Source organism: Acinetobacter sp. ME22 (assembly GCF_022012315.1).
Taxonomy (GTDB): Bacteria; Pseudomonadota; Gammaproteobacteria; order Pseudomonadales; family Moraxellaceae; genus Acinetobacter; species Acinetobacter brisouii_A.
In genome coordinates, this window is sequence record NZ_JAKLTL010000001.1 from 352,882 (window position 1) to 366,853 (window position 13,972).

18 protein-coding genes and 1 other RNA gene are annotated in these 13,972 nt (G+C 37.7%); 13 read left to right on the top strand and 6 right to left on the bottom strand.

What is annotated here, in order from left to right; all coding sequences use genetic code 11:
* Genes LVY74_RS01690 through LVY74_RS01705 form a run of 4 tightly spaced genes read right to left on the bottom strand, consistent with a single transcriptional unit; the run spans window position 1 to window position 1,218 of the window.
* A complete protein-coding gene (locus tag LVY74_RS01690) occupies window positions 1-297 on the bottom strand; it encodes a hypothetical protein (protein WP_237813554.1) in 297 nt (98 codons plus the stop codon).
* Window positions 290-601: a hypothetical protein gene (locus LVY74_RS01695; protein WP_237813555.1), complete on the bottom strand. Its 312-nt coding sequence runs from the start codon at window positions 599-601 to the stop codon at window positions 290-292. The genes LVY74_RS01690 and LVY74_RS01695 overlap by 8 nt, the downstream gene beginning before the upstream one ends.
* 14 nt (window positions 602-615) lie before the next feature.
* Window positions 616-945 carry a ribbon-helix-helix protein, CopG family gene (locus LVY74_RS01700; protein ID WP_151778341.1) on the bottom strand — a complete coding sequence of 110 codons (330 nt, stop codon included), beginning with the start codon at window positions 943-945 and terminating at the stop codon, window positions 616-618.
* 54 nt (window positions 946-999) lie between these two features.
* Window positions 1,000-1,218: a YdaS family helix-turn-helix protein gene (locus LVY74_RS01705; protein WP_237813556.1), complete on the bottom strand. Its 219-nt coding sequence runs from the start codon at window positions 1,216-1,218 to the stop codon at window positions 1,000-1,002.
* 128 nt (window positions 1,219-1,346) lie between these two features.
* On the opposite strand from LVY74_RS01705, the gene LVY74_RS01710 reads away from it, so the two are divergent.
* The 9 genes from LVY74_RS01710 to LVY74_RS01750 all read left to right on the top strand — a co-directional run bounded on the left by LVY74_RS01710 (window position 1,347) and on the right by LVY74_RS01750 (window position 9,171).
* Window positions 1,347-2,051 carry an XRE family transcriptional regulator gene (locus LVY74_RS01710; protein WP_237813557.1) on the top strand — a complete coding sequence of 235 codons (705 nt, stop codon included), beginning with the start codon at window positions 1,347-1,349 and terminating at the stop codon, window positions 2,049-2,051.
* Between the two features lie 183 nt (window positions 2,052-2,234).
* Window positions 2,235-3,386, top strand: coding sequence for a hypothetical protein (locus LVY74_RS01715; RefSeq protein ID WP_237813558.1), 1,152 nt, complete (start codon window positions 2,235-2,237; stop codon window positions 3,384-3,386).
* A complete protein-coding gene (locus LVY74_RS01720; protein WP_237813559.1) occupies window positions 3,370-4,071 on the top strand; it encodes an OmpA/MotB family protein in 702 nt (233 codons plus the stop codon). The genes LVY74_RS01715 and LVY74_RS01720 overlap by 17 nt, the downstream gene beginning before the upstream one ends.
* Window positions 4,071-4,925 carry an HNH endonuclease gene (locus tag LVY74_RS01725; RefSeq protein WP_237813560.1) on the top strand — a complete coding sequence of 285 codons (855 nt, stop codon included), beginning with the start codon at window positions 4,071-4,073 and terminating at the stop codon, window positions 4,923-4,925. Before LVY74_RS01720 ends, LVY74_RS01725 begins: the two co-directional genes overlap by 1 nt.
* Window positions 4,926-5,114: 189 nt before the next feature.
* Entirely contained in the window at window positions 5,115-5,333 is a 219-nt protein-coding gene (locus LVY74_RS01730; RefSeq protein WP_237813561.1) for a hypothetical protein, read from the top strand.
* 4 nt (window positions 5,334-5,337) lie between these two features.
* On the top strand, window positions 5,338-6,234 hold the full coding sequence (locus LVY74_RS01735) for a PD-(D/E)XK nuclease-like domain-containing protein (RefSeq protein ID WP_237813562.1): 897 nt from the start codon (window positions 5,338-5,340) through the stop codon (window positions 6,232-6,234).
* 17 nt (window positions 6,235-6,251) lie between these two features.
* Window positions 6,252-7,985, top strand: coding sequence for a recombinase RecT (locus tag LVY74_RS01740; RefSeq protein WP_237813563.1), 1,734 nt, complete (start codon window positions 6,252-6,254; stop codon window positions 7,983-7,985).
* Window positions 7,986-8,037: 52 nt separating this feature from the next.
* Window positions 8,038-8,991 carry a hypothetical protein gene (locus LVY74_RS01745; protein ID WP_237813564.1) on the top strand — a complete coding sequence of 318 codons (954 nt, stop codon included), beginning with the start codon at window positions 8,038-8,040 and terminating at the stop codon, window positions 8,989-8,991.
* A gap of 3 nt (window positions 8,992-8,994) precedes the next feature.
* Complete coding sequence (locus LVY74_RS01750; RefSeq protein WP_237813565.1) at window positions 8,995-9,171, top strand: DUF4344 domain-containing metallopeptidase; 177 nt, start codon at window positions 8,995-8,997, stop codon at window positions 9,169-9,171.
* 260 nt (window positions 9,172-9,431) lie between these two features.
* Here LVY74_RS01750 and LVY74_RS01760 read toward each other — a convergent pair whose 3' ends face one another.
* Entirely contained in the window at window positions 9,432-10,727 is a 1,296-nt protein-coding gene (locus LVY74_RS01760) for a tyrosine-type recombinase/integrase (RefSeq protein ID WP_237813567.1), read from the bottom strand.
* A 223-nt stretch (window positions 10,728-10,950) separates the two neighbouring features.
* On the opposite strand from LVY74_RS01760, the gene LVY74_RS01765 reads away from it, so the two are divergent.
* The 4 genes from LVY74_RS01765 (at window position 10,951) to LVY74_RS01780 (ending at window position 13,800) form a co-directional block, all read left to right on the top strand.
* Window positions 10,951-11,643: an HAD-IA family hydrolase gene (locus LVY74_RS01765; protein ID WP_237813568.1), complete on the top strand. Its 693-nt coding sequence runs from the start codon at window positions 10,951-10,953 to the stop codon at window positions 11,641-11,643.
* Complete coding sequence (locus LVY74_RS01770) at window positions 11,627-12,070, top strand: RNA-binding S4 domain-containing protein (RefSeq protein ID WP_237813569.1); 444 nt, start codon at window positions 11,627-11,629, stop codon at window positions 12,068-12,070. The genes LVY74_RS01765 and LVY74_RS01770 overlap by 17 nt, the downstream gene beginning before the upstream one ends.
* 143 nt (window positions 12,071-12,213) lie before the next feature.
* The gene (gene recA, locus LVY74_RS01775; protein ID WP_237813570.1) at window positions 12,214-13,257 is read left to right on the top strand and encodes a recombinase RecA; all 1,044 of its coding nucleotides are present in this window, start codon (window positions 12,214-12,216) and stop codon (window positions 13,255-13,257) included.
* Between the two features lie 57 nt (window positions 13,258-13,314).
* Complete coding sequence (locus LVY74_RS01780) at window positions 13,315-13,800, top strand: regulatory protein RecX (protein WP_151777890.1); 486 nt, start codon at window positions 13,315-13,317, stop codon at window positions 13,798-13,800.
* A 9-nt stretch (window positions 13,801-13,809) separates the two neighbouring features.
* Here the strand turns inward: LVY74_RS01780 and ffs are convergent.
* Window positions 13,810-13,906: signal recognition particle sRNA small type (gene ffs / locus LVY74_RS01785), an RNA gene on the bottom strand.
* Between the last annotated feature and the right edge of the window lie 66 nt (window positions 13,907-13,972).

The following is a 13,972-nucleotide window of genomic DNA, read 5'->3' on the forward strand; positions in this document are numbered from 1 at the left end:
TTATTTCCCCTGTTTTCTTTTGGCAAAGCCTCTGCCAACACATTCCAGTACACTTTCAGCAATGAGGCTTCTTTCGATTTCTTTCGCTATGCTCCAGTGAAGGCGAAAATCCCATTCAAGTTTTTTTCTAAAATCTTCACGGCATACTGCCGCGTTGCTGACGGTGTAATTTCGTTTGGCCAGATTGTTCTGAGCCTCTTTAAACATTTCGTCAAAGACACACATTGCTGCTGTGTGCCATTGTCTGAGTTGCTTGATTCGGTCTAAGTTTGGTTTTGCTGGGCGTTCGTCATGCATTTTTTCCCTCAACCAAGTTAGTGATTACCTCTAGCAATGCCTGGTCAAATTCACCTGAAGCAATAAAGCGGTCAATCAGGTTTGGTGATGGCAGCAGATCCGCAAGATGTTGGTCGGTCTTACAGTTTGGACAGCCATCGAAGTACTCTCCTGTTTCTTCATCAAACAGGTCTTTAGCAAGCTGCTGTTCTGTAAATAACTGGTTGCACCAAGTGCATTGGATCGTTGGTTTCAAAACGGACTCGCAAAAGCTGTTAAAAGCACTGGAATTGCCAGTGCTAGGTTGTTGTGTTAAATTCGTCATAAGTCTTCGTTCAGTTAATTGCTGAATGGCAAGAGAAGCTCAGTTGGTCGTAACAACTGAGCTTTTTTTGTGTTTGGATCTCGTGGGGTAACATCACGAATTGGTGGTGAAGGCATAAGCTCAAAGCCACCAGTATTCTTTGTATCTTCGGTAACTGTGGTCAGATCAATTGGCATTTGTAGACAATTAAGCATCTCCTCAACCTCCGAGACGATCTCAATGGCTGCTATACGCATAAGCTCTGATGAGCCATTCAATTTCCTTGAACGAGCAATACGCTCTAATTTGATCTTTAATTCATCCGTACATTTAAACGTGACGCTTGATGTTAATTTTTCAGACATAAGCCACCTACATAAATGGTTTGTGTTTAAGTGCTTTTTTCTAAAATTCAGTGGTTATGCAATTAAGTCTTGGAACTCTTTAAGTGATGGGCAAAGGTCAACTGCTTTAAATTTTCCTGATGTTGCTTTTTCAGCTCGGAAAGCTACTTTCTCAGACATATTCCAACGTCCTGAAACGTACCCACTAATCGTTGATTGACTAACAGTTAATGCCGAAGCTGTAGCAATTTGACCACCAAAATGATCAACTAAATTTTGATAAATCGTTTCCATAGGTGTCTCAAAATATAAGTAACACCTGAAATATTATTAGTATTCTAATATTAAATCAATAAGTATTCTAATTTGATTTAATATTAGTTGACTAATATATTTAACTTAGATATTAGGAGTAAGTATTGATGCTTAAGGATCGTCTTAAACAAGCACGGAAAAATGCTCAAAAATCACAAGTAGATGTTGTGAATGCTGTTGGCATTACACAGTCAGCGTATAGTCAGCTTGAAACTGGGAGAGTAGCATCCTCATCATTCTTACCAGCTATCGCAAATTTTTTAGGTGTTGATGCATATTGGCTATCTACAGGTAAATCGCCCGACAAAGTAGATAGCGACATAAAAATCGCTCCGATTGAATTTAGAGCTGGGGAGCGTAAGTCTACAAATGTAAGAATCCCTGTTTATAAAGACATCAAAGCTTCTTGTGGTTCTGGCATCGAACACTTTTTGGAAGATGTAAGTGAATATCTAGATATAGATCCATATATCTTAAAAATTATGGGTATTCAAACTAAACCTGAAAACCTAAGAATCATTTATTCGGCTGAATACAGTATGTGGCCTACCGTTGCACCTGATAGTCCTTTATTTGTTGATATATCAGATAAAGACCCAGATAGTCTTAAGAATGGAAATGTTTATATCTTTACTCATAATAATGAGTTAAGAATGAAAAGAATTTTTGTAAGTTATTCAGGTGAAAAAACTGTGAGATTAGCAAGTGATAATCCTGATAAAACAAGATACCCAGATGAGTTCATTACAAATGAAGAATTAAACTCAATCAATTTTGTTGGTCGCTTAGAAATTGCGTTAGTAAAACCATAATCCTTAGTGCTACAAAGGTAGGGTTCATACAACTATTAAACTGGGTAAAATGAATCATGTATAAAGTCATCGATAATTTCTAACATAGCAGATAATAATACCAAATCAATTGGATTAATGCTTGATTTAGAAAAGATCATTAATATTATTTAATAATTAACATTATCTTAATATAGGTTTATCATGTTTGATGTTCATATTGCATTTACTGCTATAGCAGTTTTTATTATTATCAGTTTTGGGATTTATTACTTAATTAAATTCACACCCAATAATGCTGTTTATTCTCCCACTATATTAACAACACTTGGTATCTTTTTTACTTTTTTTGGAATAGCTTTGGGACTATGGAATTTTGATTCAACGAATATAGAAGCAAGTATACCATCACTACTGGCAAGCTTAAGAACTGCTTTCTGGGCATCTGTATTTGGTGTTGGTGGTGCTGTAATAATTAAATTAAGGCACTTCAATTACATGCAAAATGCATCTAAAGAAGCAGAAGTAACGCCTAATGACATGCTAAAAGAATTACAAAATATTGATAATAGTATTAAAGGCAAAGATAACAGTGATCTCATCAGAGCGCTTGAGAATTTTACTAAATCACTTGGCGAAGATATCAGCACAAATATTGCTGAGCAAGTTGCTCTATTTAAGGATGAAAATAAAAACCAATTTGATAGATTAATTGAAGTTCAAGAGAATGCACTTGATCAAATTAGAGAAGGTGCTACAGCAGAGTTAATCGATGCTTTAAGAGAGGTTCTTCAAGACTTTCAAATCACAATTACAGACCATATTGCAGATAACTTCAAAGACCTTGCAGATGCTGTGAACCATTTAATTACTTGGCAAAAACAGTATGAAGTTCAGATTCAGAAAAGTACTGATTCTATGGAAGTCGCAGCAAATCGATACGTTTCTTTGGTTGAACATGCTGAAATTTTCCATACAACCTCAGAAGCACTGAATGAGCAATTGAATTTATTTCAAGAGCAATTGTATGCACTAAAGTCTCTACTCACGGATCTTAATAGCTTGGTGACAGTAACATCAAAAGAAATACCTGAAATTGAGCATAAAATTATAAATATTAGCGAACAGATTTCTAAGTCATCACAAAAATTTAATGAAACTATTGATAGCTCAATTGCTAAAACAGCAAGCCAAACTGAAATTCTAACCGCTGGTATTGAAAAAGCCATTAGTGTATCTATTGAATCTCTTGGGAAAAATGCAGCAACACTTATGGAACAGATGATTAAAGACCATAAATCATTAAATGAATCTTTAATTAATACCTATAAAACTGTCAATGGAAACAATAGGTAATCAAATGTTTTTTAAAAATAAAGCTGAATCGGATGAAAGCCATTGGATACCCCTAGCTGACCTAATGACTGGTTTGATGATGATATTTATGCTCATTGCCATTCTTTATATGTCTCGAATTAATCACATTGCTAATGATTATCAAGATGTTAAAAATAATCTAGGAAGAACATTATGTGGTGAATTTGCGAAAAATTTAAGCGAATGGCATGCTGAATGTGATCCACAAGCACTTGTAGTACGCTTTAACTCTCCAGATGTTTTATTTGACACAGGCGAGTCTGTATTAAAGCCAAAATTTGTTTCAATTTTAAATGATTTCTTCCCAAGATACCTTAATATTATTTACTCCGATAAATTCAAAAATAGTATTGAAGAAATACGTATTGAAGGTCACACATCAAGTAGATGGGGACAAGGGCTTACTTCAGAAAATGCATATTTTGCAAACATGCAATTATCTCAAGCTCGAACTCAAACTGTACTAGAACACGTACTTACTATGCCAAATATTCATCATAAAGATTGGCTAAAAAAGCATGTTACAGCAAATGGATTATCCTCATCACATCCTATTCTTAATAAAGATGGTAGTGAAAACGCGATAGCATCCCAACGTGTTGAAATTAGAATTAAAACTAATGCTGATAATCGATTAAATGAGATGTTTAAGGTGACACAATAATGAGTATTGAACTACCTGACTTCAATTTTGATGAGAAAATTAAAAAGTTAAGGCAAGAATTAAAAATACCAGATGGCTATTTTGCTAAATATGGAAATACGCCATCGTTAGCTATTCCTCAAGACATCGTAATTAAAGCATTATCAAAATCAGATGTTAAAATTTCTAAATCAAATCTTTTATATAAAGAATATCCTGATGGTCGACGAGATTTAGTTTTAATTCATATTTTTAGTTTTAGTGACTATGAACCAAAATTCCATTTTGCTAACTGCAAGACACTAATCGATCAACGAAAAAACAAAGGCTTTAACCGTTATGTTGAAACTCATCGTGTAGATGGGCTATTTGATGTTGATTACGTTGGGTCATCTATAGGCATTAAAAAAGGTAAACAAGTTAAAGAGCTTAAAGTATGTCAAAACTGTTTGCTTTGTATTAATTATAAAGGATTTGGCTCCTATAACGTGAGTTCATCTACGGACAAAGCAAAAGCAGTAGAAGAATTTAATATTGAGGAATTTTTCAGGACATATATAGTTTCTTTATTTATAGAGAGAGCTACGCCCTTTTATCAGGCTCAGAGTAATAAGTATCCGACTAATTGGTCATCTATCAGTAAACAAACTCGAATAAAAGCAAACTGGCAGTGTTCATTGTGCCAGATTGATCTATCTCATCCTAATTATCATCAGTTTTTAGATGTACACCATATTGATCGTCAAAAATTCAATAATACTGAGAATAACCTACAAGTACTTTGTATTGGATGCCACTCATTACAACCAGGTCATGAGCGTATGAGAGGATCACCTAGATATAATTCCTTTTTAGCCCTACTTGATCATCGGTAATTATCCTTACTTTGAAAGCCTCACATTTGTGAGGCTTTTATCTTTGATAGTATTAGATTAGAAAACTAATAAAATATAAGTAAATTATTGACTGTTTATATTAGTATGCTAATATTTGATCACAAGCAACAAAAAAGCCCTGAGATCTTGGCGGACACAGGGCTTTACAAATAACTTTGCGAGGTCATTATGTCTCAACGCGTATCACACAGTCAAACCCCAAAATTCGACTCTAACAAAAGTCAAACAACCGAACTGTTATATCGTGAGCCAACAGCTCAAGAACAACGCCCTAGTCGTATCAAAATTGCGTTAGTCAACGCGAAAGAATTTGCATTGTTTGCTGCCATCGGTACGATCTGTTACGCCGTGATTACTTTTGTGATCTATAGCTTGTTTGGGAGATAAGGCAATGAATGCTTATTTTGACCCAACACTTGCTCCAGCACCAATTGCACTCAACATTGTAGAAGGTATGAGTAATGCTCAATACCATGCTCGTCCTGAGTATAGTTCTAGCCAGCTTAAAGATATGATCCGTTCTGCGGCTCACTTCTACTCATACAATATTGCCAAAGAACATGAGAAAGAGCGTAAAGCCTGTATGGACTTTGGCACACTGGCACATACCCTTTTTCTTGAGCCTGAGCAATTTTTAAATGAGTTTGTGATTGCTCCTGTGTTTGATCGCCGTACTAAAGCTGGTAAAGAGGAAGCTGCAGCGTGGGAACAATCCAATGAAGGTAAAACCCTAGTCACAGAAGAACAAGTACAAGGCGCTAAACGTATCGTTAAGAACCTTCAAACCTTGAGCATGTACGGCGTTATGCAAAATAACTACGGTATGGCTGAGGCAAGTTTCTTTTTTACAGACCCTATCTTTTGTTTAGAGCTACGTGTACGCCCCGACTGGCATGTTGTGCCCTGCTCTGCTTTCCCCAATGGTCTAATCCTTGACCTAAAAACCACCAGTGATGCACGTGCTATCGCATTTCAAAGACAATGCGGCAACTTTGCCTACGACCTTTCTGCGGCCATGTACCGCGAAGGATTTCAGCAAGTTTATGGTACCGAAAATAAGCCCGACTTCATTTTCTTGGTTGCCGAAAATACCGCTCCATTCAACGTCAAACAGTACAAAGCTTCAAGCCTGTTTCTATCGGTTGGTGAACAACGCTATTACCGCGCTAAAGAGCTGCTTAACGAGTCGCTTGTACTACAGGAGTGGGATGGTTACTCCAAAGAACTGGAAGAAATCAATCTACCGTCATACATGCTGAAACAAGCACTACAACACGAATTTAACTAATTTTTTGGATAATAATTATGAATACTGAACAACAACACACCAATCAAGTTACTCCAACTGCCCGTCTTAACCAGTTTATTCAAAAGCACAAAGCTCAATTGGAATTAGCTTTGCCAAAACATCTTAATGCTGATCGTATGGTGCGTTTAACTTTAACAGCATTCAGCCAAAACAAGGATCTGCAACAATGCGATCAAAACTCTATTTTTGCCAGCATCATCATTGCCTCTCAACTTGGGTTAGAACCTGGTGTAAATGGTCAAGGCTATTTAATTCCATACAGAGGCAAATGTACATTTGTTCCCGGTTGGAAAGGACTTGTTGATCTAGCACAACGTGGTGGTCGTGCATCCGTTTGGACGGGTGCGGTATATGAAGGCGATTATTTCGATTACATGCTGGGTGACTCTCCATATTGCCATCATCGTCCGTGTGGTGAATTTGATGAAGAAAAACTAACCCATGTTTATGCTATTGGTCGTGTTAAAGACTCGGAAATGCCTGTTATTGAAGTGTGGCCAATCCGAAAGGTTCACGCACATTTCAAAAAAACTGTAGTAGCAGCACTTCAACCAAACCACTACAGTAAAAAACACTTTGAGGCGTATGCAAAGAAAGTTGCTTTGCTTCAAGTTTTGAAATACATGCCTCAATCAATTGAGCTATCTACGGCGCTTGATGTTTCTAGTGCCAATGAGCAAGGCAAAGGTATCACCATTGATGGTGATTTTATTACGGTAGACAACGGATCTGATGATTCATCATCGGACGTTCAGCCTCAAGATTTAGACCAGCGCGTGAATAATGAGGTTCAACCTCAGCAAGCGGTAGAAGAACAATCTCAAGCATTATCTGTTGCAAATGTTAACTCTCAAGATGATTACCATCGCTTAAAAAATCAGATATTGCGTTGTAAAACACTAGATCAACTTGATTTTATTGAAGAAGAAGTACTAGAGGTTGTTGATCTTAATCAGCGTAAAGCTTTGGTACACATGGTTAAAGCACAACGAGTGAATATAACCAAAACAACTACGGTTGTTGAGGATGAAAAAGACCCTCAGAGTACAACCAAAAAGACACGTACACGTAAAGCCAACACTCAAGCTGATCAGGTTGCTGTTGAAGAATCAACAGTTAGCGAAACCACCTCTCACTCTCCAGCTAGAGAAGTTTCTGCTCCACAAAAAAGCTCAGATGAAGTTCGTAAGCAATATAGTGCTGAACTGCATAAAGCCCAATCTTTAATTGAAGTTAATGATTTTGTTGGTCAATTTGAAAGTGATAATCGCCTGACCGATCAACATAAATTTTACCTACATGAAGTTGTACATCAATGTGCAGCAAAATTTGAACAAGAAGCTACAGCACAGCAACCTATTAATGAAATCAAAAGCAGATCGTCTCGAGACGGCATTGAAAAAATGATCAAAGATGCAAACGATCTTGGTTATTTGGAAACGACTGTGGCTAATACGATTAGCGGTTATAAATCTAGGCTAACTACTCAAGATTTTCAGGCTGTTACGAATCTATACGCACAGCGCAAAACTTTATTTAGTCAACAGAACATGTTTGAAGCCAATCAGTCTGAGAACCTACCTTTTGTAGATTCAATGATCCTAAAGATTCAACATGCTAAATCTGTCGATGAGCTAGTTGTAATCATCACCGACCCAGACGTAACAAGAGCAAATGACAAGCGCATCAATGATGCGTATGACAGCCGACTGGCTGAACTCAAAGATTAACAAATATGGGATACAGGAATTCCTGTATCCCATTATTTGGAGGATATAGCACATGAACTCGGCTAGAGAGTTAAAAAATCATAATGCAGCATCAGACTTTGATAAAGCCAAAAATAAGGTTTTACAGGCTTTAAATGCTGATCCATTTGGCCTAACTATTTCCCAGCTAATGACTGTCTGTCGCCTAAGCCAAAAAACGCTTAAACAGATTATTCCTACCCTAAATTTAGAGGAAGAAAACGGCGTTTATAAGCTGTCTTTAAGTGAAAAAAAGAAATTGCCTTTAGAAAGCAAGGCTGCTTCCGAAAATATGAATTCTGAGGAAGAAGCGCCGAAACCTGTAAGAGATCCCAAAATGAAAGTTGTAAAAAGAGCTACTGTTAATCCACCATCAACGAAAGTTAGTGGTCGCTTCACTTCACATGAAATCAAGGCACTGGCAAAAAGAGAAGATCGTCTTTATGCCGTTATTAAACAGCATGACGGATTGTCACATGGAATGATGGTTGATCTTGTTGGGGACTCTATAGAAGAAATTATTTCATTTGCATGCGTTGTTAAAAAGCACAGTGACAGTATTGAGGATGCTAAAGCTGCTGGTGAATTTATTGATAGCCTTGGCGGTAAATACCAGAACATTATTCAGAAATATTTTGATCCGTCTAACCCTGAATATAAACCACGTGAAAATGAATATTTACCCGTAAAAAATGAATGCAAATCACCTAAAAGTGAATATAAATTGCCTGAAGGTGAAATTTTCATGCAAAAAAATGAAGATATGCCATCAAACATGCAACCTGAGCAAGTTGCTATTCCTTCGCTAGAAAGCTGTAAATCGCTAATCAAGACAACAACTTTTAAAACACACAATCTCTTTTTAGATAAAGATCAAATTGACGATCTTCTTAAAGGTGCATTTGGCCTAGAGACAGTGGTTTGGAGAACACAGGGCAGTAAGATCCTGGGCGTTCAAATGAGTCGTACAGAAAGTATTGAGGGTTAAGTAATGAGTATGGCCATCCCTCAAAAACTCAGCCAAGAAATTGAATCTGAGTTAAAGGCATTTTGCCAGGAGCATGCTCTAGATCAGCAACAGTATCAGCGTCTCTGTGACATTGTTGATAAAGGGTACTTACTGGCTGAGCACGTTACTCAAGCTGCACTTAAAAATCAGTTCAACTAAACACTTGAGCAGATATTTGCACTTTTACTTAAGAATTTTAAATTTATGTGCATATTTTTGCTCAAAAAAAGAATTAGTGATTCATTCCCCATAGTCGAAACTAAATTTACAAAGAGCTCATGTATGGCGATATATATCTCAACTTCGGAAATTTTAGAAAGGTACCAAATAACTAAAGGTACATTAATCAATATGCGAAATCGCAACAGAGATCCTTTCCCTGAACCTATGTTCAGGGGTCATGGAAGAGCGACTAATCTTTATGGGATTAAAGCGGTTGCTGATTGGGAATCAAGAAATGGTTTTATTGACTCCCTTGGCATTGAGCCATTATCAAATCGATCATAATCACTCAGAATGGCACAAAGCTTATCAAACCACTTAGCATAAGCTTTTGCCTGAGGTTCTACATACTCATTCAGGTCATAAGTTCCCCAAATTTGCGGTAAAGCATGACCAAGCATGATTTCACATATATGTGGAGGTGCAAATTCAGCGATATGCGTTCTCATTGTTCGTCTTAAATCATGTGTGACCCAATCAGGCATTGATACTCCAAAGAACTCTTTAACTTTCTCCGTGATGTATGGCGGTATCGTAGTTTGAAAGCCTTTCTTAACCATCCCATATCTATCAGCCCTCATCTCTGGAAAGGCATATAAGCAATCCTTTGGAGATAAAGCAAAGACTTGCTTTAATAATTCTTCAACCTGAGGAATCAGTGGTCGAATGATTGCCTTTCTTGAACGATGCCCTGTTTTATGCTGCTCTGGAGGGATCGTCCAAATATGTCGAAGAAAGTCAAAATCAGATTTCCTTGCGGTACGTAATTCACTTACACGACAACCAAAGATCAATAGTAGTAAGTACAGTGCCTTATTTTTTGGAGTCAGTTTTGATTGCATCATTGAGTGAACAACCCAAAAGATCTCTTGTTCAGTTAGATATCGAGTCCCTACATTTTTCTTAACATTCAGATCCACGGCTCTTAGGTGCTGCAAAGTTGTGTACTTGAGCTTTCCATGTATTGAGCCCCATCTCATAATCATTTTAAGATTGCCTAAAATTTTGACTGATACGGTTTTTGCATAGCCTGCAATTGTGAAAAGCAATTTGGACCACTCTTGGAGTGTGACTTCATCACAAATTCTTTTACCTAATCTGGGATAAACATGTATTTCAAATGCACGTTTATCCCCTTCAACCGATACTTTATCTTTAGCGATAACAGCAAACCATTCATCACTAATCTGCTTCACTGTAGGCTGGGCAATATATGTTACTTCTTCCTTAAGTTTGAGCTGCAAAGGATCTTTACCCTGATCCAGCTCAGTCTGATAGTTAATGATCTGGTTTCTAGCATCTTTCAGACTCATTAATGGATATGTGCCCACATCAATCCGTTTTGCCTTCCCATTGAAGCGATAGCGATACTGAAAAACAATTTTGCCTTTTGGAGAAATTCTGACAGACAAGGAGTCTCTATCAGCAACAACCTCTACTTTATCTCGTAATTTTCCGTTATTAGACTTTAACCAAGCGTCACTAAGTGCCATAGTAATTTTGAAATATTGAAGTGATATACAATTCTAATCCATCAATATATCTGCTTAAATATGTACATAAATATGTACACAAAAATATTTGGTACATGAATTTCTTAGTTGAACTTTGAAATATTTTGAGAGTTAAGTTTTAAGCAAATACTCTTATTATTCAAAAACTAAAGAAGTTTTTATGGAGAGAAATTGAACTTTGAAAAGTTTTAAGGAACCTTAAATGAACGAAACTATCGTCATGTTCGACATGGATGGAACACTGTTAGATTTAGCATTTGACCAATTTATATGGAATGAACATCTACCTCAGCATTATGCACACCAACATCAATGCTCACTCGCAGATAGCCAAGAAAAGCTTTTCCAGTTTTACCAAAAACATCAGCACACCTTACAATGGTATTCTTCAAAATTTTGGTCAGAAATCGTAGGTAGCGATGTACTACAACTTCAGCATCAATTTCGCCATAAAATTCAAGCGAGATCAGGCTGTCATGAACTGCTACGTGCCTTAAAGCAACATAAACAACAGTGTTGGATTGTAACCAATGCCGACATTGCAAGCCTAGCTCTAAAAATGCAAATGACAGGTCTGAGCAAATATTTTGAACAGATTATTAGCAGTGAAAGTATTGGATATCCAAAAGAACATCCAGAATTTTGGACAACACTACAACAACGTTACCCATTTGACCCTAAACAGTCTGTATTTATTGATGATACTGCTCGTGTTCTTGATAGCGCTAAACGCTTTGGAATTCAGCAGCTTTATACCATTGCCCAGCCCTCTAGCCTTGAGCCTGCACGAGATAGTGCTAAACTAGATTATCCAGTGGTTGAAGAACTCACCGACCTACTGGAGTTACTTTCATTGAATAGACCATATAAGGATATCCATGACAAAACAGCATGACACCCCTCCTGCTGATCATATGCGTGTTGACAAATGGCTATGGGTCGCTCGTTTCTTTAAAACTCGCTCTCTAGCCAAAGCTGCGATTGAGGGCGGAAAAGTCCACCATCAAGGTGAACGGGTAAAAGTTTCCAAAGAAATTCGGGCAGGTATGGAGCTCACCATTCAGCAAGGTTTTGATAAAAAAACGGTCATGATTATTGGGCTAACAGAAACACGCGGCCCCGCCCCCATTGCACAACAACTCTATGAAGAAACCGTGGTCAGTGTCGCTCGTCGGGAACTGATTGCAACACAACGAAAAATGAATAACCTAGCAAGACCTGAGTATCGACCAAGCAAAAAAGATCGACGCCAAATTGGCAAATTTAAACAAGAAAACGACCAACAGTATGCTGAATATTGGTCATATCATGATGATGCTTAGCACGACATATCATGTCGCAGAACAGCAATTTTATATAGCTAATCGAAATCAATTCTGTCACTATGAACATCGTGGACATGCAACAAACCTAGACATCCACTTTGAGTATAGTGACACATTTACATCGTTTTTGAGGTTGTGAGATGGATGAGAATAAAAGCAAAGCGCTCAATGCCGCTTTAAGTCAAATTGAAAAACAATTCGGTAAAAATACCGTAATGCGCCTTGGTGACAATACCGTACAAGCTGTCGAAGCCATTTCAACAGGTTCACTGACTTTAGATATTGCCCTAGGAATTGGTGGTTTACCGAAAGGGCGAATCATCGAAATTTACGGTCCTGAATCATCAGGTAAAACCACCATGACCTTACAAGCGATTGCCCAATGTCAACGCGCTGGCGGTACCTGTGCCTTTATCGATGCAGAACATGCTTTAGATCCACAATATGCCCGTAAGCTTGGTGTAGACATTGACAACCTCTTAGTCTCCCAACCTGATCATGGTGAACAAGCTCTTGAAATTGCAGATATGCTCGTCCGTTCAGGCGCAATCGACCTGATTGTTGTCGATTCGGTTGCAGCACTGACACCACGTGCTGAAATTGAAGGTGAAATGGGCGACTCTCATATGGGCTTACAAGCACGTCTAATGAGCCAAGCCTTACGTAAAATCACTGGTAATGCGAAACGCTCTAACTGTATGGTGATCTTCATTAACCAAATTCGTATGAAGATTGGCGTGATGTTTGGTAGCCCAGAAACCACAACAGGTGGTAATGCACTGAAATTCTATGCTTCTGTACGCCTAGACATTCGCCGTGTTGGACAAGTCAAAGAAGGCGATGAAATCATTGGCTCAGAAACCAAAGTCAAAGTCGTCAAAAACAAAATGGCGCCTCCATTTAAAGAAGCACTTTTCCAAATTTTATATGGCAAAGGTGTAAACCAGTTAGGTGAACTCGTTGATCTTGCTGTTCAACAAGAAATTGTACAAAAAGCAGGAGCTTGGTATTCGTATCAGGGCAGTAAAATTGGTCAAGGTAAAAATAACGTCATTCGCTATTTAGAAGAAAATACTGCCATGGCTCAAGAAGTTGAACGCATGATTCGTGAACAATTATTAACAACTTCAAATGCAGCTTCAAATCAAGAGAATGAAGAACCTGCTGAATTTTTAGAAAGTTAATATAAACTCCACTAAAACGCCCTACGGGGCGTTTTTTGATTTTTATGGAATCCTTAAATGCGCAATTTCAACCCAGATCATCCGCCACAAAAAACCATGAAAGGCGCCCGTCTACGTAGCTATGCCTATGCTTTGTTGTGTAAACGCGAATACTCCAAAGCTGAATTAAGAACTAAACTGAATCAGTATGCCGAAGACAACAATGAAGTTGAGCAACTGATTGAAGAACTCAGTCAATATCAGTATCAAAGTGATCAACGTGTTGCTGAGCAAGTCCTGTCTAGCCAAATACGCAAAGGCAAAGGCCCACGACGTATTTATCAAACTTTACAGCAAAAAGAGGTCGATCAAGACTATATACAAGAACAAGTACAAGAAACTGATTGGTTAGAACATGCTTATCGGCTTAAAGTAAAAAAATATGGAACTCAAGTCGAAAAAGATCCAAAATTACAAGCAAAGCAAATTCGCTTTTTGCAATATCGAGGATATGATATGGATGTGATCTTGAAAGCTGTACGAAGAAGTGTACAAGAAGAATAATGGTGGCAGCCCTACTAGCGAAACTTCGGCACATCATAGATCTGTTACCGTTGCTACCTTCCGGTCCTGGCGGGGTTCACAGAGTATAATTGCGAGGCTACCAGCAGGGCTACCATTACAACGACAAGTATAGAGATTTTTAATTAACATGCAATATAAAATCAGTCAATTT

Excerpts from the sequence above, each read along its gene's own strand:
- LVY74_RS01690 (WP_237813554.1), bottom strand. The coding sequence starts at position 297 with ATGCATGACGAACGCCCAGCAAAACCAAACTTAGACCGAATCAAGCAA.
- LVY74_RS01695 (WP_237813555.1), bottom strand. The coding sequence starts at position 601 with ATGACGAATTTAACACAACAACCTAGCACTGGCAATTCCAGTGCTTTT.
- LVY74_RS01700 (WP_151778341.1), bottom strand. The coding sequence starts at position 945 with ATGTCTGAAAAATTAACATCAAGCGTCACGTTTAAATGTACGGATGAA.
- LVY74_RS01705 (WP_237813556.1), bottom strand. The coding sequence starts at position 1,218 with ATGGAAACGATTTATCAAAATTTAGTTGATCATTTTGGTGGTCAAATT.
- LVY74_RS01710 (WP_237813557.1), top strand. The coding sequence starts at position 1,347 with ATGCTTAAGGATCGTCTTAAACAAGCACGGAAAAATGCTCAAAAATCA.
- LVY74_RS01715 (WP_237813558.1), top strand. The coding sequence starts at position 2,235 with ATGTTTGATGTTCATATTGCATTTACTGCTATAGCAGTTTTTATTATT.
- LVY74_RS01720 (WP_237813559.1), top strand. The coding sequence starts at position 3,370 with ATGGAAACAATAGGTAATCAAATGTTTTTTAAAAATAAAGCTGAATCG.
- LVY74_RS01725 (WP_237813560.1), top strand. The coding sequence starts at position 4,071 with ATGAGTATTGAACTACCTGACTTCAATTTTGATGAGAAAATTAAAAAG.
- LVY74_RS01730 (WP_237813561.1), top strand. The coding sequence starts at position 5,115 with ATGTCTCAACGCGTATCACACAGTCAAACCCCAAAATTCGACTCTAAC.
- LVY74_RS01735 (WP_237813562.1), top strand. The coding sequence starts at position 5,338 with ATGAATGCTTATTTTGACCCAACACTTGCTCCAGCACCAATTGCACTC.
- LVY74_RS01740 (WP_237813563.1), top strand. The coding sequence starts at position 6,252 with ATGAATACTGAACAACAACACACCAATCAAGTTACTCCAACTGCCCGT.
- LVY74_RS01745 (WP_237813564.1), top strand. The coding sequence starts at position 8,038 with ATGAACTCGGCTAGAGAGTTAAAAAATCATAATGCAGCATCAGACTTT.
- LVY74_RS01750 (WP_237813565.1), top strand. The coding sequence starts at position 8,995 with ATGAGTATGGCCATCCCTCAAAAACTCAGCCAAGAAATTGAATCTGAG.
- LVY74_RS01760 (WP_237813567.1), bottom strand. The coding sequence starts at position 10,727 with ATGGCACTTAGTGACGCTTGGTTAAAGTCTAATAACGGAAAATTACGA.
- LVY74_RS01765 (WP_237813568.1), top strand. The coding sequence starts at position 10,951 with ATGAACGAAACTATCGTCATGTTCGACATGGATGGAACACTGTTAGAT.
- LVY74_RS01770 (WP_237813569.1), top strand. The coding sequence starts at position 11,627 with ATGACAAAACAGCATGACACCCCTCCTGCTGATCATATGCGTGTTGAC.
- recA (WP_237813570.1), top strand. The coding sequence starts at position 12,214 with ATGGATGAGAATAAAAGCAAAGCGCTCAATGCCGCTTTAAGTCAAATT.
- LVY74_RS01780 (WP_151777890.1), top strand. The coding sequence starts at position 13,315 with ATGCGCAATTTCAACCCAGATCATCCGCCACAAAAAACCATGAAAGGC.